This window comes from Streptomyces sp. HUAS TT7 (assembly GCF_051550175.1).
GTDB lineage: Bacteria > Actinomycetota > Actinomycetes > Streptomycetales > Streptomycetaceae > Streptomyces.
This window is the reverse complement of sequence record NZ_CP196175.1, coordinates 2753014-2776045: the sequence shown is the minus strand read 5'-3', so window position 1 is coordinate 2776045 and position 23032 is coordinate 2753014. Positions and strand designations below refer to the sequence as shown.

At 70.7% G+C, this 23032-nt stretch carries 19 protein-coding genes; 5 read left to right on the top strand and 14 right to left on the bottom strand.

Annotation, left to right across the window (positions count from 1 at the left end; all coding sequences use genetic code 11):
* Nucleotides 1–87: 87 nt before the first annotated feature.
* From pyk to pta, 3 genes are all read right to left on the bottom strand, one after another.
* Nucleotides 88–1518: a pyruvate kinase gene (pyk, locus tag ACSHXC_RS12225; protein ID WP_438291612.1), complete on the bottom strand. Its 1431-nt coding sequence runs from the start codon at nt 1516–1518 to the stop codon at nt 88–90.
* A gap of 106 nt (nt 1519–1624) precedes the next feature.
* Entirely contained in the window at nt 1625–2908 is a 1284-nt protein-coding gene (locus ACSHXC_RS12220) for an acetate kinase (RefSeq protein ID WP_438291611.1), read from the bottom strand.
* Nucleotides 2905–4992, bottom strand: coding sequence for a phosphate acetyltransferase (pta, locus tag ACSHXC_RS12215; RefSeq protein ID WP_438291610.1), 2088 nt, complete (start codon nt 4990–4992; stop codon nt 2905–2907). The genes ACSHXC_RS12220 and pta overlap by 4 nt, the downstream gene beginning before the upstream one ends.
* Nucleotides 4993–5248: 256 nt before the next feature.
* Between pta and ACSHXC_RS12210 the strand changes: the two genes are divergently transcribed.
* Nucleotides 5249–6274, top strand: a complete 1026-nt coding sequence (locus tag ACSHXC_RS12210; protein ID WP_438291609.1) for an ATP-dependent 6-phosphofructokinase — start codon at nt 5249–5251, stop codon at nt 6272–6274.
* A gap of 241 nt (nt 6275–6515) precedes the next feature.
* Here the strand turns inward: ACSHXC_RS12210 and ACSHXC_RS12205 are convergent, their stop codons facing one another.
* The 6 genes from ACSHXC_RS12205 to ACSHXC_RS12180 form a co-directional block, all read right to left on the bottom strand.
* Complete coding sequence (locus tag ACSHXC_RS12205; RefSeq protein WP_438291608.1) at nt 6516–7184, bottom strand: helix-turn-helix domain-containing protein; 669 nt, start codon at nt 7182–7184, stop codon at nt 6516–6518.
* A gap of 130 nt (nt 7185–7314) precedes the next feature.
* Nucleotides 7315–8154: a carbohydrate ABC transporter permease gene (locus tag ACSHXC_RS12200; protein WP_438291607.1), complete on the bottom strand. Its 840-nt coding sequence runs from the start codon at nt 8152–8154 to the stop codon at nt 7315–7317.
* Nucleotides 8151–9035, bottom strand: coding sequence for a carbohydrate ABC transporter permease (locus ACSHXC_RS12195; RefSeq protein WP_438291606.1), 885 nt, complete (start codon nt 9033–9035; stop codon nt 8151–8153). The genes ACSHXC_RS12200 and ACSHXC_RS12195 overlap by 4 nt, the downstream gene beginning before the upstream one ends.
* Nucleotides 9036–9040: 5 nt before the next feature.
* The gene (locus tag ACSHXC_RS12190; protein WP_438291605.1) at nt 9041–10417 is read right to left on the bottom strand and encodes an extracellular solute-binding protein; all 1377 of its coding nucleotides are present in this window, start codon (nt 10415–10417) and stop codon (nt 9041–9043) included.
* Between the two features lie 115 nt (nt 10418–10532).
* Nucleotides 10533–11219 carry a response regulator gene (locus tag ACSHXC_RS12185; RefSeq protein ID WP_438291604.1) on the bottom strand — a complete coding sequence of 229 codons (687 nt, stop codon included), beginning with the start codon at nt 11217–11219 and terminating at the stop codon, nt 10533–10535.
* Nucleotides 11216–12814: a sensor histidine kinase gene (locus tag ACSHXC_RS12180; RefSeq protein WP_438291603.1), complete on the bottom strand. Its 1599-nt coding sequence runs from the start codon at nt 12812–12814 to the stop codon at nt 11216–11218. The genes ACSHXC_RS12185 and ACSHXC_RS12180 overlap by 4 nt, the downstream gene beginning before the upstream one ends.
* A gap of 145 nt (nt 12815–12959) precedes the next feature.
* Here ACSHXC_RS12180 and ACSHXC_RS12175 point away from each other — a divergent pair, with 145 nt between their 5' ends.
* Complete coding sequence (locus tag ACSHXC_RS12175; RefSeq protein WP_438291602.1) at nt 12960–14312, top strand: cation:dicarboxylate symporter family transporter; 1353 nt, start codon at nt 12960–12962, stop codon at nt 14310–14312.
* A gap of 26 nt (nt 14313–14338) precedes the next feature.
* On the opposite strand, the gene ACSHXC_RS12170 is transcribed toward ACSHXC_RS12175, so the two are convergent.
* The 3 genes from ACSHXC_RS12170 to ACSHXC_RS12160 all read right to left on the bottom strand — a co-directional run bounded on the left by ACSHXC_RS12170 (nt 14339) and on the right by ACSHXC_RS12160 (nt 16328).
* Nucleotides 14339–15046 (bottom strand): hypothetical protein, encoded by a 708-nt coding sequence (locus ACSHXC_RS12170; protein WP_438291601.1) that lies wholly within the window; start codon nt 15044–15046, stop codon nt 14339–14341.
* Nucleotides 15047–15109: 63 nt separating this feature from the next.
* Complete coding sequence (locus ACSHXC_RS12165; protein WP_438291600.1) at nt 15110–15562, bottom strand: phospholipase; 453 nt, start codon at nt 15560–15562, stop codon at nt 15110–15112.
* 202 nt (nt 15563–15764) lie between these two features.
* Nucleotides 15765–16328, bottom strand: a complete 564-nt coding sequence (locus tag ACSHXC_RS12160; protein ID WP_385998891.1) for a TetR/AcrR family transcriptional regulator — start codon at nt 16326–16328, stop codon at nt 15765–15767.
* 206 nt (nt 16329–16534) lie between these two features.
* Here ACSHXC_RS12160 and ACSHXC_RS12155 point away from each other — a divergent pair, with 206 nt between their 5' ends.
* Nucleotides 16535–18211, top strand: coding sequence for an MFS transporter (locus ACSHXC_RS12155; protein WP_438291599.1), 1677 nt, complete (start codon nt 16535–16537; stop codon nt 18209–18211).
* Nucleotide 18212: 1 nt separating this feature from the next.
* Here ACSHXC_RS12155 and ACSHXC_RS12150 read toward each other — a convergent pair whose 3' ends face one another.
* Both ACSHXC_RS12150 and ACSHXC_RS12145 read right to left on the bottom strand, forming a co-directional pair.
* Nucleotides 18213–19079: an aldo/keto reductase gene (locus ACSHXC_RS12150; protein WP_438291598.1), complete on the bottom strand. Its 867-nt coding sequence runs from the start codon at nt 19077–19079 to the stop codon at nt 18213–18215.
* Nucleotide 19080: 1 nt separating this feature from the next.
* Complete coding sequence (locus tag ACSHXC_RS12145) at nt 19081–19986, bottom strand: NAD-dependent epimerase/dehydratase family protein (protein ID WP_438291597.1); 906 nt, start codon at nt 19984–19986, stop codon at nt 19081–19083.
* Between the two features lie 78 nt (nt 19987–20064).
* Between ACSHXC_RS12145 and ACSHXC_RS12140 the strand changes: the two genes are divergently transcribed.
* Both ACSHXC_RS12140 and ACSHXC_RS12135 read left to right on the top strand, forming a co-directional pair.
* Nucleotides 20065–20595 carry an Lrp/AsnC family transcriptional regulator gene (locus tag ACSHXC_RS12140; protein ID WP_438291596.1) on the top strand — a complete coding sequence of 177 codons (531 nt, stop codon included), beginning with the start codon at nt 20065–20067 and terminating at the stop codon, nt 20593–20595.
* 153 nt (nt 20596–20748) lie between these two features.
* Complete coding sequence (locus ACSHXC_RS12135) at nt 20749–22980, top strand: HelD family protein (RefSeq protein WP_438291594.1); 2232 nt, start codon at nt 20749–20751, stop codon at nt 22978–22980.
* The last annotated feature ends 52 nt before the right edge of the window (nt 22981–23032 follow it).

Genomic DNA, 23032 nt, shown 5'->3' with positions numbered 1-23032 from the left:
CGTGCCATCCCGTCCGGGAGCGGGTACGCCGGAGGGCGGCACCCGTACGCCACGGGATGCCGCCCTCCAAGGACGTACGGCCGACGGCTATTCCTTCTCGCCGCCGCCGAGGTGGTGCACCCGGACCATGTTGGTGGTGCCGGGGATGCCGGGGGGCGAACCGGCCGTGATGACCATGGTGTCGCCCTTGTTGTAGCGCTTGAGCTTGAGCAGCTCGGCGTCGACCAGGTCGACCATCGCGTCGGTGGAGTCCACGTGCGGGACGACGTGGGTCTCGACGCCCCAGCTCAGCGCGAGCTGGTTGCGGGTGCTCGGGTCCGTGGTGAACGCGAGGATCGGCTGGCAGGTGCGGTAGCGGGACAGACGGCGGGCCGTGTCACCGGACTTGGTGAACGCGACCAGCGCCTTGCCGTCCAGGAAGTCCGCGATCTCGCAGGCCGCGCGGGCCACCGAACCGCCCTGCGTGCGCGGCTTCTTGCCCGGCACCAGCGGCTGGAGACCCTTGGACAGGAGCTCCTCCTCGGCTGCCTCGACGATCTTCGACATCGTCTTGACCGTCTCGATCGGGTACGCGCCCACCGAGGACTCGGCGGACAGCATGACCGCGTCCGCGCCGTCCAGGATCGCGTTGGCGACGTCGGACGCCTCGGCGCGGGTCGGCCGCGAGTTGGTGATCATCGACTCCATCATCTGGGTCGCGACGATCACCGGCTTGGCGTTGCGGCGGCAGAGCTCCACGAGGCGCTTCTGCACCATCGGGACCTTCTCCAGCGGGTACTCGACCGCGAGGTCGCCACGGGCCACCATCACACCGTCGAAGGCGGCGACGACGCCCTCCATGTTGGCGACGGCCTGCGGCTTCTCGACCTTGGCGATGACCGGCACGCGGCGGCCGACCTCGTCCATGACCTTGTGGACGTCCTTGACGTCGTCGGCGTCGCGAACGAAGGAGAGCGCGACCAGGTCACAGCCCATCCGCAGGGCGAACCGCAGGTCCTCGATGTCCTTCTCGGACAGCGCCGGGACGTTGACCGCCGCACCGGGCAGGTTGATGCCCTTGTGGTCGGAGATGACACCGCCCTCGATGACGATGGTCTTCACCCGGGGGCCGTCGACCGAGACGACCTTGAGCTCGACGTTGCCGTCGTTGATCAGGATCGGGTCGCCCTTGACGACGTCGCCCGGCAGGCCCTTGTAGGTGGTGCCGCAGATCGACTTGTCGCCCGGGACGTCCTCGGCGGTGATGGTGAACTCGTCACCCCGGACCAATTCGACCGGGCCCTCGGCGAACTTCGCGAGGCGGATCTTGGGGCCCTGGAGGTCGGCGAGCACGCCCACCGCGCGGCCCGTCTCCTCGGCGGCCTTGCGGACCCGGTCGTAACGGGCCTGGTGCTCGGCCTGGGAGCCGTGGCTGAAGTTGAAGCGGGCCACGCTCATGCCGGCCTCGATCAGAGCGACGAGCTGCTCATGAGAGTCGACGGCGGGGCCCAGTGTGCAGACGATTTTGGAACGGCGCATAAGGCGGATCCTATCGGTTTGTTTCGCTGCGGAATATTCCGTCTGGTGGAATGTACAAATGGGCGGGATGACGCTCAGGTGTCGTCCGGGCGAACCGGAAATCCGGTCAGGAATTCAGCGCCGGAGTCACCAGGGCATACGTCTGCTGGGCGATTTCCAGCTCCTCGTCCGTCGGCACCACGGCCACCGCGACCCGGGCGTACTCGGGGGAGATCAGCCTCGGGCTTTCGGAGCGCACGGCGTTGAGCTCGCCGTCCACCGCCAGGCCCAGCTCCTCCAGACCGGTGACCGCGGCCTCGCGGACCGGGGCGGCGTTCTCGCCGACACCCGCCGTGAACGCGATCGCGTCGACCTTGCCGAGTACGGCGTAATAGGCGCCTATGTACTTCTTCAGCCGGTGAATGTAGATGTCGAAGGCGAGTTGCGCCTTCTCGTCGCCCTCGTCGCAGCGGCGGCGAATCTCCCGCATGTCATTGTCACCGCACAGCCCCACCAGGCCGCTCTTCTTGTTGAGCAGTACGTCGACGTCGTCGACGGACATTCCGGCGTTGCGCACGAGATGGAAGGTGACCGCCGGGTCGATGTCACCGGACCGGGTGCCCATGACCAGGCCTTCCAGGGGGGTCAGCCCCATCGAGGTGTCCACGCACCGGCCGCCGCGGACCGCGGACGCGGAGGCGCCGTTGCCCAGGTGCAGCACGATCACGTTCACGTCCTCGGGTGCCTTGCCGAGCAGCTTCGCCGTCTCGCGCGACACATACGCGTGCGAGGTGCCGTGGAAGCCGTAGCGGCGGATGCGGTGCTCGTCCGCCGTCGCCACGTCGATCGCGTACCGGGCCGCGGACTCCGGCATCGTCGTGTGGAAGGCGGTGTCGAAGACGGCGACCTGCGGCAGGTCCGGGCGAAGGGCCCGGGCGGTACGGATGCCGGTGATGTTCGCCGGGTTGTGCAGCGGGGCGACCGGCACCAGGCGCTCGATCTCCGCGAGCACCTCGTCCGTGATCACCGTCGGCGCGCTGAACTTGAGCCCGCCGTGCACCACCCGGTGGCCGATGGCCGCCAACTCCGGGGAATCCAGGCCCAGTCCGTCCGCCGCCAGCTCCGCGGCCACCGCCTTGAGCGCGGCCGCGTGGTCGGCGATCGGGCCGTTCTGCTCGCGGGCCTCGCCCGCCCGTCGCCCACCACCACCCTCAACCGAGGCCCTGCGGGCCGCTGCATCGGTTCCCGTGGCCAGCGGGGTGTGCTTCAGCCGCGAGGTCTGCTCGCCGATCCGCTCGACCAGGCCGACGGCCAGGCGCGAGGAGTCGGTCATGTCGAGGAGCTGGTACTTCACCGACGAGGACCCGGAGTTGAGGACGAGGACGCGGGTGCCCTGGTTGGCGGTGGTCATGCGGAGGCCTCCTGCCCCTGCGCCTGGGCCTGGATGGCCGTGATGGCGACGGTGTTGACGATGTCCTGGACGAGGGCGCCGCGCGACAGGTCGTTGACCGGCTTGCGCAGGCCCTGGAGCACCGGGCCCACGGCCACGGCGCCGGCCGAGCGCTGCACGGCCTTGTAGGTGTTGTTGCCGGTGTTGAGGTCCGGGAAGATCAGCACGGTGGCCTGCCCGGCCACCTCCGACTCCGGCAGCTTGGTCGCGGCGACCGACGGCTCGACGGCCGCGTCGTACTGGATCGGGCCCTCGATGCGCAGGTCGGGACGCGCCTCGCGCACCAGCTTGGTGGCCTCGCGCACCTTGTCGACGTCCGCGCCCGAGCCCGAGGTGCCGGTCGAGTACGACAGCATCGCGATCCGCGGGTCCACGCCGAACTGGGCGGCGGTGGCGGCGGCCTGCACCGCGATGTCCGCGAGCTGCTCGGCGTTCGGGTCCGGGTTGACCGCGCAGTCGCCGTACACGAGCACCTTGTCCGCCAGGCACATGAAGAAGACGGACGAGACGATCGAGGCGTCCGGCTTGGTCTTGATGATCTCGAAGGCGGGGCGGATGGTCGCGGCGGTGGAGTGCACCGACCCCGACACCATGCCGTCGGCCAGGCCCTCCTGGACCATCAGCGTGCCGAAGTAGTTCACGTCCGCGACCACGTCGTACGCCAGCTCCACGGTGACGCCCTTGTGGGCGCGCAGCTGGGCGTAGCGCTCGGCGAAGCGCTGGCGCAGCTCGGAGGCCTGTGGGTCGATGATCTGGCACTTGACGACGTCGATGCCGAGGTCGGCGGCCTTCTTGCGGATCGCCTCGACGTCGCCGAGCAGCGTCAGCTCGCACACGTCCCGGCGCAGGAGTACGTCGGCCGCGCGCAGCACCCGGTCCTCGGTGCCCTCGGGCAGCACGACCCGGCGGCGGTTCGAGCGGGCCTGCTCCAGGAGCTCGTGCTCGAACATCATCGGGGTGACCCGGCCGCTGCGGGCCACCGAGACCCGGCGCAGCAGGTCGGCGGTGTCCACGTGCCGCTCGAAGAGGCCGAGCGCGGTCTCCGCCTTGCGGGGGGTCGCCGCGTTCAACTTCCCTTCCAGGGCGAAGAGTTCCTGCGCGGTGGGGAAGGAGCCGTGGCTGACCGCGACCACCGGCGTGCCCGGCGCGAGCCGGTCGGCGAGCGTCAGGATCGCCTCGCCCGGCCGCTCGTCGAGGGTGAGCAGCACGCCGGCGATGGGCGGCGTACCGGCGCTGTGCGCGGCCAGCGAGCCGACGACCAGGTCCGCGCGGTCGCCCGGGGTCACGACCAGGCAGCCCGGGGTCAGCGCGTTCAGGAAGTTCGGCAGCATGGCGCCGCCGAAGACGAAGTCGAGGGCGTCGCGCGCGAGCCCGGCGTCGTCGCCGAGCAGCACCGTGCCGTCCAGGGCCGCGGTGATCTGGGCGACGGTGGGCGCCGAGAGCGCGGGCTCGTCCGGCAGCACGTAGCAGGGCACGGGGAGCCGGGCCGCCAGGCGCTCCTCGATCTCGTGGCGGTCGGCCGGGGCGACCCGGTTGACCACCATCGCGAGCACGTCGCAGCCGAGCCCGTCGTAGGCCCGGTGCGCGTTGCGCGCCTCGGCCCGTACGGACTCGGCGGTCTGGCCCTTGCCGCCGACCACCGGTATCACCGAGGCGCCGAACTCGTTCGCGAGCCGGGCGTTGAGCGCCAGCTCGTCGGGGAGCTGGGTGTCGGCGAAGTCGGTGCCGAGGACCAGGACGACCTCGTAGTCGCGGGCCACCCGGTGGAAGCGCTCGACGAGCTGCGAGACGAGTTCGTCGGTACCCTGCTCCGCCTGGAGCGCGGACGCCTCGTGGTAGTCCATGCCGTACACCGTGGCCGCGTCCTGCGCCAGCCGGTAGCGGGCGCGGAGCAGGTCGAACAGGCGGTCTGGTCCGTCGTGGACCAGGGGGCGGAAGACGCCCACCCGGTCCACCTGACGGGTCAGGAGCTCCATGACTCCCAGCTCGATGACCTGGCGGCCGTCTCCCCGGTCGATCCCGGTCACGTACACGCTGCGCGTCACGCGTGCTCTCCTGTTCTGCGTTGCAGGAAATTGTCCATATAGGGCGGTCTTGCCCCCTTGACAATACCTCTGCGGATGGATAAGGCGCCCGCCGGACGAAAGGCCTGGCGGGAGGGTCCGAAGGCCCCCGGTCCATCATGGTCGGAGTAGCTGGATGGGCGGGTGGCCCATGGTGCGTGGGACAATCTGAATTGCTCACGTTACGGGGGATTCGGGCGTGACGTCCCTGGACCAGCGAAGCAGGAGATTCACCACGATGCGCATCGGAGTTCTCACCGCAGGCGGCGACTGCCCCGGCCTGAACGCAGTGATCCGGTCGGTCGTGCACCGCGCCGTGGTCGGCCACGGCGACGAAGTCATCGGTTTCGAGGACGGGTTCAAGGGCCTGCTCGACGGTCACTTCCGCCCGCTCGACCTCAACGCGGTGAGCGGCATCCTGGCCCGCGGCGGCACCATCCTCGGCTCGGCCCGCCTGGAGCGCGACCGGCTGCGCGAAGCATCCGAGAACTGCGCCGAGCTGGCGAAGCGTTACGGCATCGACGCGCTCATCCCGATCGGCGGCGAGGGCACGCTGACCGCGGCCCGCCTGCTGTCCGACGCCGGGATGCCCGTCGTCGGCGTGCCGAAGACCATCGACAACGACATCTCCGCCACCGACCGCACCTTCGGCTTCGACACCGCCGTGGGCGTGGCGACCGAGGCCATCGACCGGCTCAAGACCACCGCCGAATCCCACCAGCGCGTCATGGTCGTCGAGGTCATGGGGCGGCACGCGGGCTGGATCGCCCTTGAGTCGGGCATGGCCGGCGGCGCCCACGGCATCTGCCTGCCCGAGCGGCCCTTCGAGGTCGACGACCTGGTCAAGATGGTCGAGGAGCGCTTCTCGCGCGGCAAGAAGTTCGCCGTCATCTGCGTCGCCGAGGGCGCGCATCCCGCCGAGGGCTCGATGCCGTACGAGAAGGGTGCGATCGACCAGTACGGCCACGAGCGCTTCGCCGGCATCGGCAACCGGCTCGCCGTCGAACTGGAGCGGCGCCTGGGCAAGGAGGCCCGCCCGGTCATCCTCGGCCACGTCCAGCGCGGCGGCGTGCCGACCGCATACGACCGCGTACTCGCGACGCGGTTCGGCTGGCACGCCGTGGAGGCCGTGCACCGCGGTGACTTCGGCAACATGACCGCTCTGCGGGGTACGGACATCGTCATGGCGCCGCTCGCCCATGCGGTGACCACGCTCAAGACGGTGCCGGACAACCGGATGTACGAGGCCGAGTCCGTCTTCTAGCCGGACCCGGCGGGACTTTGGCCCTCAATGCTGGGGGGCGAAGGTCCCCCGGCCCCCTCTTGGGCGAGGCCCTGTCGACGCCCGCTTCGCGGGAAGTGCCGTCATTTCACCGCGGGCCGGTGGGGGCTGGTCGCGCAGTTCCCCGCGCCCCTAAACCCGATTTCGGCCTCGCGTCCTGTGTGGCTGGTCGCGCCCACGCGGCGGAGCCGCACAATGTCACAGTCCCGCGCCCCTTTAGGGGTCAGCCGTGGGCCAGTTCCCAGAAGCGGTCCACGATGCCGTCGAGGAAGGCTCGCCCCGCGTCGCCCGTGTCGTTGGCCGAGCCCCAGTTGAGCGTGCCCACCATCTTTTCCTGGTACTCCGCGTGCAACGCGCCGAGCACCTGCTCAAGCTGCTGCTTGGAGAGCGGGAGCAGCTTCGCCGTCGGCTTGACGTACGCCTGCCAGCGGGTGGTCACCGCGCTGCGCAGGAGCTCCGAGAGGTCCGCGTTCTGGCCGGTCGCCGTCACGTAGTCGCGCAGGGGCAGCTGGAGCAGATCGGCGAGCGCCGCGGACTGGCGTTCGTTGCCGCGCCAGCGCCCCGCGTCCTCCATGCGCCGGTACGCCCCCGCGTCGAGCCCGACCCGGCGGGCCATGTCGTCGATGGACAGGCCGCGCGCGAGGCGGTGCTCGCGCAGGGTCGAGGCGGCCGCCATGAGGTCGCCGGGGGAGCACCACAGGACGCCCGCGAGCGCGGTCAGCTCCCGCGCCTCGGGCGCCGCGAGCCCCCGCTCCCACGCCAGCACGGTGTCGGGCGACACCAGGAGGCCGTACTGGGCGCGCATGCCATAGGCGACATGGCCGGGGGCCATGCCCAGGGCTTCCCGCAGTCGGCGGGCCGCGAGGGCATTGAAGGGTGGGGTGGGGTGCACGCGCACACCGTAGGACGGTAAGTGACATCTGCCTACGGTGTGTTCCACCAAAGAAGGTGAATTGTAGGAAAGTACGGTTTTGGTGGCGTCCGGGTTACCTAAGGGTTGGGTAAGCGTGTGCTCTCCAGCGCTAACCCTTCACCGCACCGGCCAGCGCGAAACCCCCGCCGAGCCGCCGCGCGATCAGGACGTACAGCAGGAGCACCGGCGTCGAGTACAGGATCGAGAAGGCGGCGAGCTGGCCGTAGACCACCGAGCCGTAGTTCCCGAAGAAGGTGAAGATCGAGACCGAGGCCGGGAGCCGGTCGGGGGAGAGCAGCAGCATGAAGGGGACGAAGAAGTTCCCCCACAGCATGATGAAGGTGTAGATCGTCACGACGGTCACACCCGGGCCCATCAGCGGCAGCACCACCCGCACCAGCGTCTGCGGCATCGAGGCGCCGTCCGTCCAGGCGGCCTCCTCCAGGGTGACCGGCACGCCGTCCATGAAGTTCTTCATCAGCCAGATGGCGAACGGGAGTTGGGAGGCGGCGAGGAAGAGCGCCGTGCCGTACATCGTGTCGATGAGGTTCACCTGCACGAAGAGCCCGTACACCGGAACCATGATCGCCGTGATCGGCAGGCACGTCGTGAACAGGATGGTCAGGAGGTATGGGCGGGCGAGGCGCGAGCGGTAGCGCGAGAGCGGGTACGCCGCGAGCGCGGCGCATGCCACCGTGAGCAGGGTCGAACTCCCGCACAGAAGAAGGCTGTTGAGCATCGGCGTGAACGTGATGTCCGGGGTCAGGACGGCCGAGAAGTTGTCCAGGGTGGCCGAGCCCGGGACCTGTACGCGCAGATCGGCCTGGGTGTCGACGGAGGCGAGCACCAGCCAGAGCAGCGGCACCGCGAAGGCCGCCGCCAGCGCGAGCAGGGCCGTGTCCGCGGCGAGCCGCTGCCGGGTGCGGCGGCGCGATCGGCCGGCTCTCACGCGTCCACCTTCATCAGCCGCAGATAGACCACCGAGAACAGCGAGCCGACCAGGAGCAGGAGCAGGGCGACCGCCGTGCCGTAGCCGATCAGGCTCTTCAGGAACGCCTGGTCGTACATGAACACGGGCAGCGTCTGGCTGCGGTCGCCCGGGCCGCCCCGCGTCATCGCCCAGATCAGGCCGAACACGGAAAGGGTCTGCAGGGTGTTGAGCATGAGGTTGGTGCCGATCGAGCGGCGGATCATCGGCAGCGTGATGTGCCAGAACCGGCGCGCCCCGCTCGCCCCGTCGACCTCGGCGGCCTCCTCGATGTCCTGGGGGATCTCGGCGAGCGCGGCCGAGTAGATCAGCATCGAGAACGCGGTGCCGCGCCACACGTTCGCGAACGACACCGCGAGGACCGGCAGCGTGAACAGCCAGTTCTGGGTGGGCAGATGGAGCCAGTCGAGGATCGCGTTCAGCGTGCCCTCGCGCCGGAAGAAGGCGTACAGGAGGAAAGCGGCCACGATCTCCGGGAGCACCCAGGCCGTGATGACCAGCGCCCCGGTCACCGTCCGCACCGGGCGCGAGGCCCGCCGCATCAGCGCGGCGAGCGCCAGGCCCAGCGTGTTCTGGCCGACGAGGGAGGACAGGACGGTGAAGACGAGGGTGAGCCAGACCGCGTTGCGGAACGCGGGGTCGGCGAACGCCCGCCGGAAGTTCGCGAAGCCGACGAAGTCGACCGCCGATGAGCCGGTCAGCTGCATGTCCGTGAACGCGATGTACACGCAGTAGCCGATCGGCCCCGCCAGGAACAGCAGCAGGAGCAGGGTCGCGGGCGCGATCGGCAGCCAGCGCACCGCACGGGTCCGCCGCCTGCCCGTCGCAACCGATGCGCTCAACCGGCTCACCGCGCGATCGACTTGAGCTGATCGTCGTACGCCTTCGCGGCCGAGGCCGCCGAGCCGCCGGTCGTCACCGACTCCATCGCCTCGCCGATCGCCGTCGACACCTGCGGATAGACGGGCAGCGCGGGCCGGTAGTGCGTGAAGGGGACCAGGCCCGTGAAGAAGGTGATGCCCGGCATGGAGTTCAGATAGGTCGGGTCGGCCGCGACGTCCCCCCGGACCGCGATCTGGGCATCGGCCACGTCCCACTTCACCGCGTTCTCCTTCGTCTGCATCGTCTTGACGAAGTCGAAGGCGAGGTCGGGGTTGCCCGCCTTCGCGGGGATCGCCCAGGTCCAGCCGCCCGACATGGAGACCTTGCCCGGCGCCTGGCCGTGCTGCGTCGGCATCGGCGCCTGGCCGAGCGCGGTCGACCAGGCCTGCCACTCCTTGGGGCCCTTGTTGATCCAGTTCTGCCCCAGCCAGGAGCCGTCGAGGGCGATCGCCAGCTTGCCGTTCGGCATCCAGTCCGTCGCCAGGTGCGTGCCCACATTGGGGTCGAGGGCGTCCGACGGATCGGGGCCGAGCTTCTCCGCGTACACCGTCCGTACGAAGTCGAGGGCGTCCTTGAAGCCCTGCGTGCCCGACACCCACTTCTTGCCGGCCGGGTCGTACAGCGGGTTCTCGCCGGTCCCGTACAGGAGCATCTCGAAGCCCTGCATGGCCGCCGCCTCGCCGGCCGCCTTGCCCGTGTAGACGTTGAGCGGGATGACGCCGGGGACCTTCTGCTTCACCGTGCGCGCGGCGTCCAGGACCTCCGCCCAGTTCCTGGGCTGCCAGTTCGCGGGCAGACCCGCCTTCGCGAAGATCTGCTTGTTGAACCACAGGCCCCGGGTGTCGGTGCCGTCCGGCACCCCGTACGTCTTGCCGTCCTCGGCCCGGGCCGCAGCCTTCGCGGTGTCGACGAACTGGCCCCACATGTCCCACTTGGCCAGATGGTCGTCCAGCGGGCGCAGATAGCCCGCCCCGATGTCGGAGTTGATGCGGAACGTGTCCTCGTACAGCAGGTCAGGGGCGGTCTTCGGGGAGCGCATCATCTGCTGGACCTTGGCCGCGTAGTCGTTGTCGGCGGCCTGGATCGGCACCAGCTTGACCTTCTTGCCGGGGTGCTCCCGCTCGAACTGCTTCTTGACGTCCTCCAGGAACGCGTCCTTGAAGCGGATCTTGTTGTCGGTGGAGCGGTTGTACGCGATCTGCACGGTGTTCGCGTCGCTGCCCGAGCCGCTGCTGCACCCGGCGAGCGCTCCGGCGGCGAGGGCGGCGGCGAGGATCAGGGAGAGCCGGTGTCGGGTTCTGGACACGGAGTCTGTGGCGGGGGCGGTGGGGCGCACGGGCACGACCTCCTCTGGCCAGGCGTGCGGCCATGGCCACGGCCGCACTTGGCTGCCCGGTGAACGTAAGGGCGCCCGCAGGCAAGGTCAACCCCGCGCCCACCCCCGCCCGACAACCTTGTCAACTGCCGTGACCATGCGGGGAGTTGAGCCAGCGGTACTGCAACTCGGGGCGGCCGATCTGGCCGTACTGCGGAGTGCGCTCGGCGCGGCCGGTGGTGACCAGGTGCTCCAGGTAGCGGCGTGCGGTGATCCGCGAGATGCCGACCACGAGGCCGGTCTCGGCAGCGGTCACCCCTTCCGGCGCCTCGCGCAGCGTCCGCGTGACGGCCTGGAGGGTGGGCGCGCTCAGGCCCTTGGGCAGCGCGGAGGGCTGCGGGGCGCGCAGCGCGGCGAGCGCCCGGTCGACCTCCTCCTGGCCGCTCGCCTCCCCGGCCGTCGCCCGGAACTCGGCGTACCGCACGAGCCGGTCGCGCAGCGTGGGGAACGTGAACGGCTTCAGTACGTACTGGACGACCCCGAGCGAGACGCCCTCGCGCACCATCGTCAGATCCCGGGCCGAGGTCACCGCGACCACATCGGCGCTGTGCCCGGCCGCCCGCAGCGAGCGTACGAGCTGGAGGCCGTGGCCGTCCGGCAGGTACAGGTCGAGCAGCAGCAGGTCCACCTCGGTCCGCTCCAGGGCGCGCAGCGCCTCGGCCCGCGAGTGCGCCACCGCGACCGCGGTGAAGCCGGGCACCCGGCCGACATAGAGCCGGTGCGCCTCGGCGGCGACGGGATCGTCCTCGACGACCAGCACCCTGATCATGCGCGCACTCCCTGCTCCAGAGGCAGCCGTACGGTGAACTCGGCTCCCCCGTACGGACCTTGATCCAGCGCGATGGTGCCGCCGTGCCGGGCCGCCGCCAGCCGCACCAGGGCGAGGCCGAGGCCGCGCCCCGGACTCTTCGTCGACCACCCCCGCTCGAACACGGCCTCGGCGGCGGCCGGGTCGATGCCCGGCCCGCTGTCCGCGACCCGCACCAGGAGCTGCCCGTCCTCGGTGGTGAGCGTGACGGCGACCTCGGCGGCGGCGCTGCCCTGCGCCGCGTCCACCGCGTTGTCGAGCAGGTTGCCGAGGACGGTGACCAGGTCCCGGGCGGGCAGCGTGGCAGGAAGGAGGCCGTCGCCGATGGCGCTGCCCTCGGTGAGGACCAGCTCCACGCCGTGCTCGTTGGCCTGCGCGGCCTTGCCGAGCAGCAGCGCCGCCAGGACCGGCTCGCCGACCGCCGTGACCACTTGGTCGGTGAGCGCCTGGGCCAGCTCCAGCTCGGCGGTCGCGAACTCGACGGCCTCCTCGACGCGGCCCAGCTCGATGAGCGAGACCACGGTGTGCAGCCGGTTCGCCGCCTCGTGGGCCTGTGCCCGCAGGGCCTGTGTGAAACCGCGCTCGGAGTCCAACTCCCCTGAAAGCTCCTGGAGTTCGGTGTGGTCGCGCAGGGTCACCACGGTGCCTCGCCGCCCTCCGGAGGACACCGGCTGGGTGTTGAGGACCACGATCCGGTCGGCCGTCATGTGGACCTCGTCCACCCTGGGCTCCGGGGCGAGCAGCGCTCCGGCGAGCGGGGCGGGCAGGCCGAGCCCGGCCACCGGGCGGCCCACCGCGTCCTCGCCGAGCCCGAGCAGCTCCCGCCCGCCGTCGTTGATCAGCGCGATCCGCCGCTCCCCGTCGAGCATGAGCAGCCCCTCGCGCACGGCGTGCAGGGTGGCCTGGTGGTAGTCGTGCATGCGGCTCAGCTCGGCGGCGTTCATGCCGTGCGTGTGGCGGCGCAGGCGCGCGTTGATCACGTACGTTCCGAGGCCGCCGAGCGCGAGCGCGCCGCCCGCCATGACGACCAGCGCCACCAGCTGCTTCTGCACCTGCTCGCTGATCCTGTCGACGGTGATGCCCGCGCTGACGAGCGCGGTGATCCGGCCATGATCATTCTGGTCGCGGACCGGCGCCACGACCCGTACGGAAAGCCCGAGCACCCCCATGTGCGTCTCGGTGAACGTCTTCCCGCGCAGTGCCGGAGCGGTGTCGCCGAGGTATTTCCTGCCGATCTCGCCCGGTACGGGATGCGTCCAGCGGGTCCCGTCCGGGGCCATGACCACGACGAAGTCCACGCCGGTCGTGGTGCGCAGCGTCTCCGCGTACGGCTGGAGGGCGGGCGTGGGGTCCTTGGTGCGAGCCGCCTCGACGACCGCGGGGGACGCGGCGACCGAGGTCGCGGTCGCGATCGCCTGGCGCCGTGCGGTCTCCTCGGCCTGGTGCCGGTCGGTGACGTACGAGAAGAGCGCGCACCCCGCCACGATCGCGGCGACCAGGACCACCTGCATGGCGAAGAGCTGGCCGGCGAGGGAGCGGGGTCCGGGGAGACGCATCCGGTAAGTGTGCTGGCTGGATCTGCATGAACGAAATGCACGTAAGGGTGACCGGCGTCACAGTGTGCTGGATAGTCGCGGGGATCGCTGAATCGGCCATCGGGACATGGCCGCCAGCCGCAGCCGCTATCTAGGAGGAACCCCCGTGGCAGAGCCAGCCGCCCACCGGGAACGCACCCACTATCTCTACCTGGCCGTGATCGGCGCGGTAGTGCTCGGCATCGTCGTGGGCTTCGCGGCGCCGGGGGTCGCCGTCGAGCTGAAGCCGATCGGCACCGGGTTCGTGAACCTGATCAAGATGATGATCTCGCCCATCATCTTCTGCACGATCGTGCTCGGCGTCGGCTCGGTACGGAAGGCGGCCAAGGTGGGCGCGGTGGGCGGCCTCGCCCTCGGCTACTTCCTGGTCATGTCCACGGTGGCGCTCGCCGTCGGGCTCCTGGTCGGCAACGTCCTGGAGCCCGGCTCCGGTCTGCACCTGACGGAGGCCGCGCGGCACGCGGGGGCGAAGCAGGCCGCGGGCGCCAGCGAGTCGACGACGGACTTCCTGCTCGGGATCATCCCGAAGACCATGGTGTCCGCCTTCACCGAGGGCCAGGTCCTCCAGACCCTTCTGATCGCCCTGCTCGCGGGCTTCGCCCTCCAGGCGCTCGGCTCGGCCGGGCAGCCGGTGCTGCGCGGCGTCGAGCACATCCAGCGGCTCGTCTTCCGCATCCTGGCGATGGTGATGTGGGTCGCGCCCATCGGCGCGTTCGGCGCGATCGCGGGGGTGGTCGGCGAGACCGGCGTGGACGCCCTGAAGGCCCTGGCGGTCATCATGATCGGCTTCTACATCACGTGCGCCCTGTTCGTGTTCCTGGTGTTGGGCGCGATCCTGAAGCTGATGACCGGCGTGAACATCTTCAGCCTCCTGAAGTACCTGGCCAGGGAGTTCCTGCTGATCCTGTCCACGTCCTCGTCGGAGTCCGCGCTGCCGCGGCTCATCGCGAAGATGGAGCACCTGGGAGTCAGCCGCTCGGTGGCCGGCATCACGGTGCCGACGGGCTACTCGTTCAACCTGGACGGCACCGCGATCTACCTGACGATGTCCTCGCTGTTCATCGCCAACGCGATGGGCAAGCCGCTGGGCGCGAGCGAGCAGATCTCGCTGCTCCTCTTCATGATCATCGCCTCTAAGGGCGCGGCGGGCGTCACGGGCGCGGGCCTCGCCACGCTGGCCGGCGGCCTCCAGTCGCACCGCCCCGAACTGGTCGACGGAGTCGGCCTGATCGTCGGCATCGACCGCTTCATGAGCGAGGCGCGGGCCCTGACCAACTTCGCGGGCAACGCGGTGGCGTGCGTGCTGGTCGGCACGTGGACGAAGGAGATCGACAGGGCCCGGGTCGCGGAGGTCCTGGCGGGCCGGCTGCCGTTCGACGAGCGGATGCTGACGACGGGGGAGGAGACCGTGCCGGAGCAGCGCGAGGAGGGCAAGTCGCCGTCTCCGGTGGCTGGTTGAGAGAGGTGCCTGCCTGAGAGGGGCGTCTACTTGAGAATGTTGACGGCGCGAGCGACCACGAGCACGACAGTCAGCAGCGAAACAGCCGACTGCACCATCATCAGCATCTTCGCCCACCGGTTCAGCGGCATGACGTCGGTCGGGCTGAACGCGGTGGCGTTGGTGAACGACAGGTACAGGTAGTCGGGGAAGGCCGGCTCCCAGTGGGGCGGGGCCAGTTCGGGGCTCTGCATCTGCGGGAAGAGGAAGTCGGGGAAGGCGCGGGTCGCCTGCATCCGGGCGACCGGGCCTCCCCGGTCCCACTCCCAGTACCAGAGCGCGAACACGATCACGTTGGTCAGCCAGATGCCGCCGCCCGTCACCAGCAGGGCGGCGGCATCGGCGCCTTCCTGCCCCCGCACGAGCCCGACGACGAGCCGCACCGCCGACCAGCCGTTGGCGGCACTGATGCACGCGATCAGTACGAGCCCGGCCAGCCGGTAGAGCCGCGAGGCGCGCTCGATGCGTACGGGGTTGCCCGCGATCAGCGCGACCATGAGCGCGATCTCCAGGGCGGGCAGCAGCCACCCGGGATGGATGGTCAGCCGCTCGGGCAGTGCCCATTGCAGGCCGACGGCGGTGAGCACGGCAAGGGTCGAGGCCCACCGGGTCTCGCCCTGGGTGACCCGCAGCCAGGCGGGCAGCGGCCGGTGCTCGGGGTGGTGCTCGGGCTCGTCATGGGGTGCGTGTGTCACGGGGCCATGCTGCCGCCCCGGCGACCGGAGGGTCGAGCCGGGGAGGGCAGGGGCGAGGCAGGGTCAGCTGCCCAGGTTCTTCACCGCCTCGTAGTACGTCCACGCCGTCGCGTTGCACGACGTCTTCTTCGCGCCGCTGTACGCGTTGCAGACACGCTTCAGGTCCTCGTACAGGGCGCTGTCTATGCGGGCCTTGTTGGCGGGGAACTGGCCTGCGGCCTTGTAGTTGCGGTAACCGAAGTCATGGCGTGCGCATGACAGCTTGAAAGGGAAGCCGAAGGGGTTGTCGGGGGAATCCGAGCAGTAGTCCGTCGACCAGTCGAAGCCGTACGCGGACCAGCGGGACTGGTCGTTGCGGGCGGCCTGGAAGGCGTCCGAGCTGGTCGCGCTGGTCTGCGTGAAGGAGGCGAGCACCTGCGCCTTGTCTGCCGGGGCGGCCTGGGCCGGGGCGGTGGCGAGGGCGGCGAGGGCGAGGGCCGCGGTCGCGGTCACGCTCAGGGTGGTACGACGGCGCATCCTGAACTCCGTGGGGGAGAGGGGCGGTTGACGTGCCGTCACTCTGGCCTCACGGGCTACGCGGGCGCTACAGATTCAGTGGAGCCTGAAAGACGGTGGACCGGTGCGGCCGCTGGTCCTCGCCGCCATCGCCGCCGCAGCCGGAAGAACCCCTGGTGGTGGGGCACTCGGTTGCCGCGAGCCCGGCCTGGGGCCCGCGTGGTCACCGCGTGAGTGCTGCCGCCACTACCTCCGCCGTCCGCCCCGCCGGGACCCCCGCGGAGAGCAGCAGCGTCGTCGCGGCCGAGCGGCCCGCTTCCGAGGCGGGCAGGGCGCCCTCGTTGACCGCTTCCATCAGGCCGAACAGGGACTGCTCGTGCACATAGGCAAGGGCCGCCGGAGGGAGAGGGGAGGTGAACACGCCTTCGCGCAGGCCCAGTTGGAGCAGGTCCACGCACTCCTTGCGGACCGGGGCCAGGCGCTGCTTGATGCCCGCCATCGTGACGCTGCGCTGGGCCAGTGCCACCAGGAGCCGGTAGCGGTCGGCGATCGCCCACACCGCGAGGGTGGCCCGGGCCAGCGCCTCGGCCGGGTCGGTGACGCCTTCGCGCCCCTCGCGGTGCGCGTCCGCGACGGTCTCCGCCGCCTCGTCCACCAGCGCCGCGATCAGCGCGTCCCGGCTGGGGAAGTGCCCGTACACCGTGCGCCGTACGACACCGGCCGCCCGGGCGATCTGGTCCATCGACGCGTCCGGGTCGCGGACCAGCTCGGCGAAGGCCACCTCCATGATGCGGCGGCGGTTCGCGTCGGCGCGGCCCCCCGAGGGGGCGGCAGGGGTAGCAGTCACGCCCCTATTTTGCACAGCGGCGTGCAGCGGCGTAAATTGCACACCAGTGTGTAGTTGCACAGTGGTGTGCAAGTGGATCTGCCCCTGTGGGGCCCGGGGGACGCCAGGCCTCCGGGGGAAGCAAGACCGAGGAAGGGTGAGACGTCGTGGGTCTCGTCATCAACCAGCCCGTCGAGAAGATGGGGGCGCCCTACCGGCGGCGCTGGTGGGCGCTGCTCGTGCTCTGCCTCAGCCTGCTGATCATCGTGATGGCGAACACCGCCCTCACCGTGGCCGCGCCCGACATGACCAAGGACCTCGGGCTCAGCAGCTCCGACCTCCAGTGGGTCATCGACGGCTACACCGTCCCGTACGCCGCGCTGATGCTGCTGCTCGGCGCGATCGGCGACAAGTACAGCCGGCGCGGCGCGCTCGTGCTGGGTCTGCTCGTCTTCGCGGGTGCGTCCGTGGCCGGCTCGCTCGTCGACAGCTCCACCGGCGTCATCGCGTCCCGCGCCGTCATGGGTGTCGGCGCCGCGCTGATCATGCCCGCGACCCTGTCGCTGCTCGCCTCGACGTTCCCGCGCGCGGAGCGCGCCAAGGCGATTCTGCTGTGGACCGCGACCGCCGGGATCGCGATCGCCGCCGGTCCGCTGGTCGCCGGGGCGCTTCTGGAGAACCACGGCTGGGCCTCGACGTTCCTGATCAACGTGCCGATCGCGCTGCTCGCGGTCGTGGGCGCGTTCGTCCTCGTACCGCCGTCGAAGGCCGCCCACCACGACCGCATCGACTACGTCGGCGGGCTGCTCTCGGTCGTCTCCGTCGGCGCGCTCGTCTACATGATCATCCAGGGCCCGCACTTCGGCTGGGACGCCAAGGCGATATCCGCCGCCGTCGTCGCCGGGCTCGGCTTCGTGGTCTTCGTGCTGTGGGAGCTGCGCCACCCGCGGCCCGTCCTGGACGTACGCCGCTTCGCGCACCGCATGTTCTCCGGCTCGCTGCTCGCCGTCGCGCTCTTCTTCCTCGCGGTGTTCGGCGCCTTCTACTACCTCACCCAGCACCTCCAGTTCGTGCTCGGCTACACCCCCCTTGAGACCGGCATCCGCATGCTGCCGCTGGCCGGCGCGGTCTTCGTGGGCTCCGCGCTCACCGGGTTCCTCACCCCGCGGCTCGGCATGAAGGTCACGGTCACCGCGGGGATGGTCGCCGGAACCGTCGCGCTCGCGCTGCTCACCCGGGTCGACGCCGGTTCCGGGTACGGCGACTTCCTCGCCCCGCTGATCATCCTCGGTGTCGCCATCGGGCTCGCCCTGTCGCCCTGCACCGACGCGATCATGGGCGCCTTCCCGGAGTCCGAGCTCGGCGTCGGCGGCGCCGTCAACGACACCTCGCTCGAACTCGGCGGCTCGCTCGGCATCGCCATCCTCGGCTCGGTGCTCGCGGGCTCCTACTCCTCGCACCTCGCGGACGCGACCGCGGGCTCCAAGCTGCCCGCCTCCGCGCTCGCCACGGCGCAGGACTCGGTCGGCGCCGGATACGCCGTCGCCCAGGGCATCGGCGAACAGGCCAAGCAGCTCGGCGCGCAGGCCCTGCACGCCGGAACACCGCAGCAGGCCGCCCAGCTCAAGGCCCAGGCCGAACAACTCGGCGCGGGCGCGCAGCAGATGAGCCACGCGGTCGGCTCCGCCTTCTCCGACGCGGTCGCCCACACCAGCCTCGTCGGCGCGGTGATCCTGGGCGTGGGAACCGTCCTGGTCGCCGTCCTGCTGCCGCGCCGCGACAAGGACGCAGCGCAGCAGGAGCAGGCTTCGGACGGCTCGGAGCGCGAGCCCGTGTCGGTGTGACTCAGGGCAGCAGGGCCAGTTCCGCCCCGGTCAGTACGAGATCGGCCGCTCCCGCCGAATCCCGTATCGACCCGGGGCGGCTGGCTCCCGGGATCGGGATCAGCGTCGGCGACAGCGTCAACAGCCAGGCCAGCGCCACCTGTTGAGGGCTGACGCCCCGTGCCTCGGCCACCGTATGGAATGCGGATCGGGCCTCCGGTCCGCCCGGACCGTCGAGGGCGCTGCGCGAGATCCCGCCCAGTGGGCTCCACGGCAGGTAGGCGAGCCCGCGCTCGGCGCAGAGCCGCAGCTCGGGCTCGCCGTCGCGTACGGCGGGCGAGTAGCGGTTCTGTACGGAGACGAGCAGGTCGCCCAGGACCGCCCTCGCCTCCCGGATCCGGCCCGTGTCGGCGTTGGAGATCCCGACCGTACGGATCTTGCCTTCCTCCGCCAACTCCCCAAGCGCGCCCAGGGATTCGGCGAACGGGACGTCCGGGTCCGGCTTGTGCAGCTGATAGAGGCCGATCGCCTCGACGCCGAGCCGCTTCAGCGAGCCCTCGGCGGCCCGCCGCAGATGGCCCGGGTCGCCGTTCACCGTCCAGCCGCCGTCGTCGGTGCGCCCCCGGCCGCCCTTGGTCGCGACCAGAACGTGGTCGGTGGCGCCGCCGTACGAGGCGAGGGCGCGGGCGACGAGGAGCTCGTTGTGGCCCGGCTCGCCACCGGGCGCGTAGTAGGAGTCGGCGGTGTCGATGAGTGTGACGCCCGCGTCGAGCGCGGCGTGCACGGTGGCGACGGCCCGCGCCTCGTCGGGCCGGCCCTCGATCGACAGAGGCATCGCCCCATAGCCGATGGTGCCGACCTCGTACGGTCCAAGTGTGCGCGTCCGCATGTCAGTTGACCCCCATCGTCTCGGCCACCGCACGCGGCAGCCAGCTCTCGGTGTGCGAAAAAGTGAAGCCGAGCGACTCGGCGCGGGTGGTGTCCATCCCGTACGAGCGGGCGAAGGAGAACGGCGAGACCGCGCCGACCTCCACCGGCTGGTACCGCACGGGCCGGTGCTCGCCGCCCAGCGCGGCCGCGACCGCCGCCACGATGTCCTCGGTGCTCAGCGGCCCGTGCGAGGCCGCGTTCACGGGCCCGGTGAAGTCCTGCCGGGTCACCCAGAACAGGAACTCCGCGATCTCCTCGACGTCGATGTACGTCGCCGGGTGGTTCGTCGCCGGCACCGCGACCGGCTCGCCGCCGCGGATCCGGTCCGCGTAGTGGGCGAGCCGCCCGGTGAAGTCGTCGGCCCCGCCCAGGACGTGCGCCACCCGCACCGCGACATACGGGAAGACGGGTGCCGCGGCGAACACCGCCTCGGCCTGCCGCTTGCCCTCGCCGTAGTGCTCGGCAACGAACTCCGGCTCCTGCCAAGGGAGTTGGGGTGTGACGACGACCGTGGCGGGGTCCAGGACATCCTCGCCGACCAGCCCGGCGGAGTCCTCGTACTCGTACACCTCGACCGTCGACGTCATGACGTAGCGCGCGGTGCGTCCGGCGAAGACGCGGCGGGCGATCGCCGCCTGGCGCGGGGTGTAGCAGACCTGGTCGACCACCACGTCGAAGGTGCGCCCGCCGAGCGCGGCCGTAAGGGACGCCTCGTCGTCGCGGTCGGCGATCAGCTGGAGGGCGCCCGGTGGGGGCGGCGCCGAGCCCCGGTTCAGAACCGTCACCCGGTCACCGGCCGCGAGCAGCCGCGCGATGAGCCGCTTCCCGAAGTAGCGGTTGCCCCCGATGACCAGTACCTCGTGCATGTCCTCAATCCCCTTCCCACCAGCGGTTTTCCCGGGTACCAGTGTTACGTTGACGGCTCCGGGACTAAAGGGGGAAACATGGGAGATCTCGCGGCCGTACCGAAAGAACCACGGCATTCGCGCGCCATCGCCAACGATTCGTCAGGGGGCTTCGATCAGGTCGACCGGCAGCTCCTCGAAGTCGTCCAGCGGGAGGGGCGGATCAAGCTCAGTGAGCTGGGCCGGCGGGTCCGGCTGAGCCCGGCCGCGGTCACCGAGCGGCTGCGCAGGCTGGAGGCGAGCGGGGCGATCACCGGGTACGGGGCGCGGGTCGACCCGGTCCGGCTCGGCTACGGCATCCAGGCCTTCATCCGGGTCAGTCCGCACGGCGGCTACAACCTCAAGCACCCCAGGACCCTGGAGCTGATGGAGCGGCCGGAGGTCGTCGAGGTGCACCACGTGGTGGGCGAGGACTGCTGGATCATCAAGGTGGCCGTCGCCGACACGATCCACCTGGAGGAGATCCTGGAGCAGACCTCGGCCCTTGGCCGCACGACCACGTCGATCGTCCTGTCGTCACCGGTGGGCGGCCGCGAAGGCAAGCCGCTGCTGCCGCCGGTACGGGACTGAGCCCCTTCGGGCGGCTTGCCGCGGCCAAAGAAAATGCCCCGGATGAATTGACATCCGGGGCATTCCCTTGCGTATATTAGGTGTTTCGCGATTTCGCATAAAAGAAGTCATGAAGAAGCCTTATGGAAGCACTGTATCGCGTCAGGAGTGGAATTGTCAACCGAGGAATTTCGGAAGGAACAGCAATTCATCACCGACCTCTACGCCCGCCTCGATGATCTGCGGGATCAGGCCGAGGCCGCGGTGCAGTCGGCGTTGTCGCAGGTCGGCACGGGTCTTCAGGCCCGGCTCGAACGGGATGTGATGGTCGCCGAGCAGTCCGGCCTGCTCGGCGCGCTCAACGCGGGCGAGAACGGGCTGTGCTTCGGGAGGCTGGATTTCCAGGACGGTACGGCGCACCACGTCGGACGTATCGGAATCCGCAGGAACGACCGGGAACGCACTCCGCTGGTGATCGACTGGCGTGCCGAAGTGGCTCGCCCGTTCTATCTCGCCACCGGACATTCACCGATGGGATTGCGGCGCAGGCGGCACATCACCACCGAGGGCCGCACCGTCACCGCGCTCCACGATGAACTCCTGGACCTGACGGACGCGGAGCGCACCGGGCACGAGGGCGCCAACGCCGACGAGGTGCTGCTCGCCGCCCTGGACGCCGCCCGCACCGGCCGGATGCACGACATCGTGCAGACCATCCAGGCCGAGCAGGACCGCATCATCCGGGCCCCGCACCGCGGAGTGCTCGTCGTCGAGGGCGGTCCCGGCACCGGCAAGACCGTCGTCGCGCTGCACCGGGCGGCGTATCTCCTGTACGAATACCGGGAGTTGCTCGCCCGCCGGGCGGTGCTCGTCGTCGGGCCCAACCCCGCGTTCCTCGGTTACATCGGCGACGTGCTGCCCTCGCTCGGCGAGACCGGGGTGCTCCTGTCGACGATGTCCGAGCTGTTCCCCGGCGTGCACGCGACCGGCACCGACACCCCGGAGGCAGCCGAGGTCAAGGGCCGTGCCGCCATGGCCGAGGTGCTCGCGGCGGCCGTACGCGACCGCCAGACCGTGCCCGAGTGGGCCATCGAGATCCCGCACGACGGGTACGGCACGATCCAGCTCGACCGGGCGATGGCCGAGGACGCGAGGTGGCGGGCGCGCGAGAGCGGGCTTCCGCACAACCTGGCGCGGCCGCACTTCGCGTTCCACATCATCGACGCGCTCACGGCGCAACTGGTCGAGCGGATCGGCGCGGACCCGTTCGGCGGCCCGAACCTGCTCGGCTCGGACGACGCGGCCCAGATGGGCAAGGAGATCGCGACGAGCGGCGAGGTGCACGCGGCGATCGAGGAGCTGTGGCCGAAGCTGACGCCGGAGGAATTCGTAGCGGACTTCTTGGCCGAACCGTCCCATCTCCCGGATTCCGACGCCAAGTTGATCCGGCGCGAGGGCGGCGAGTGGACACCGGGTGATGTGCCGCTGCTCGACGAGGCGGCCGAAATCCTGGGCGAGGACGACAGCGCGGCGCGGGCCGCCGCGGAGGCGGAACGGCAGGAGCGGATCGCCTACGCGCAAGGCGTGCTCGACCTCTCCGCCGGCTCGGAGTCGTACGAGTTCGAGGACGAGGAGTCCGAGGTGCTCGCGGCGCACAACATCATCGACGCCGAGCGGATGGCGGAGCGGCACGAGGAGGCCGACCACCGCAGCGCGGCCGAGCGGGCCGCGGCGGACCGCACGTGGGCGTTCGGGCACATCATCGTCGACGAGGCGCAGGAGCTGTCGGCGATGGCCTGGCGGCTGCTGATGCGACGCTGCCCGACCCGTTCGATGACGCTGGTCGGCGACCCCGCGCAGACCGCGGACGCGGCGGGGGTGGGCTCGTGGGAACGGATCCTGTCGCCGTACGTCGCGGAGGGGAACTGGGAGCACGTCCGCCTCGGCGTCAACTACCGCACGCCGGCGGAGATCATGGCGGTGGCGGCAGAGGTGTGCCGGGCGGCGGACCCGTCCTTCGTGCCGCCGAGCTCGGTGCGGTCCACGGGCGTACGGCCCTGGGCCCGTGCCGTGGCCCCCGCTGCCCTCCCCTCGGCGGTGGCGGAATCGGTGGCGGCGTGGCGGGGTTCGGGCCGGCTCGCGGTGATCGCGCCGGGTTCGCTGCACGGCCCGCTCCTGGCAGCGCTGCCCGACGCGGCGTCGGGGGCCGCCCCCGACCTCACTCGGGAGGTCGTCCTGCTCGACCCGCGTCAGGCGAAGGGTCTTGAGTTCGACGCGGTGCTGGTCGTGGAGCCGGGGGAGTACGGGGTGAGCGACCTGTATGTCGCGCTGACCCGGGCGACGCAGAGGCTGGGGGTGCTGTATTCGGGGGTGTTGCCGGGGGCGCTGGGGGGTTTGGCGGCCTGAACTTCCCCCACCCCGCCCCTCCCCGGCTGTGACACTCTGCGGTTGTGCCGCG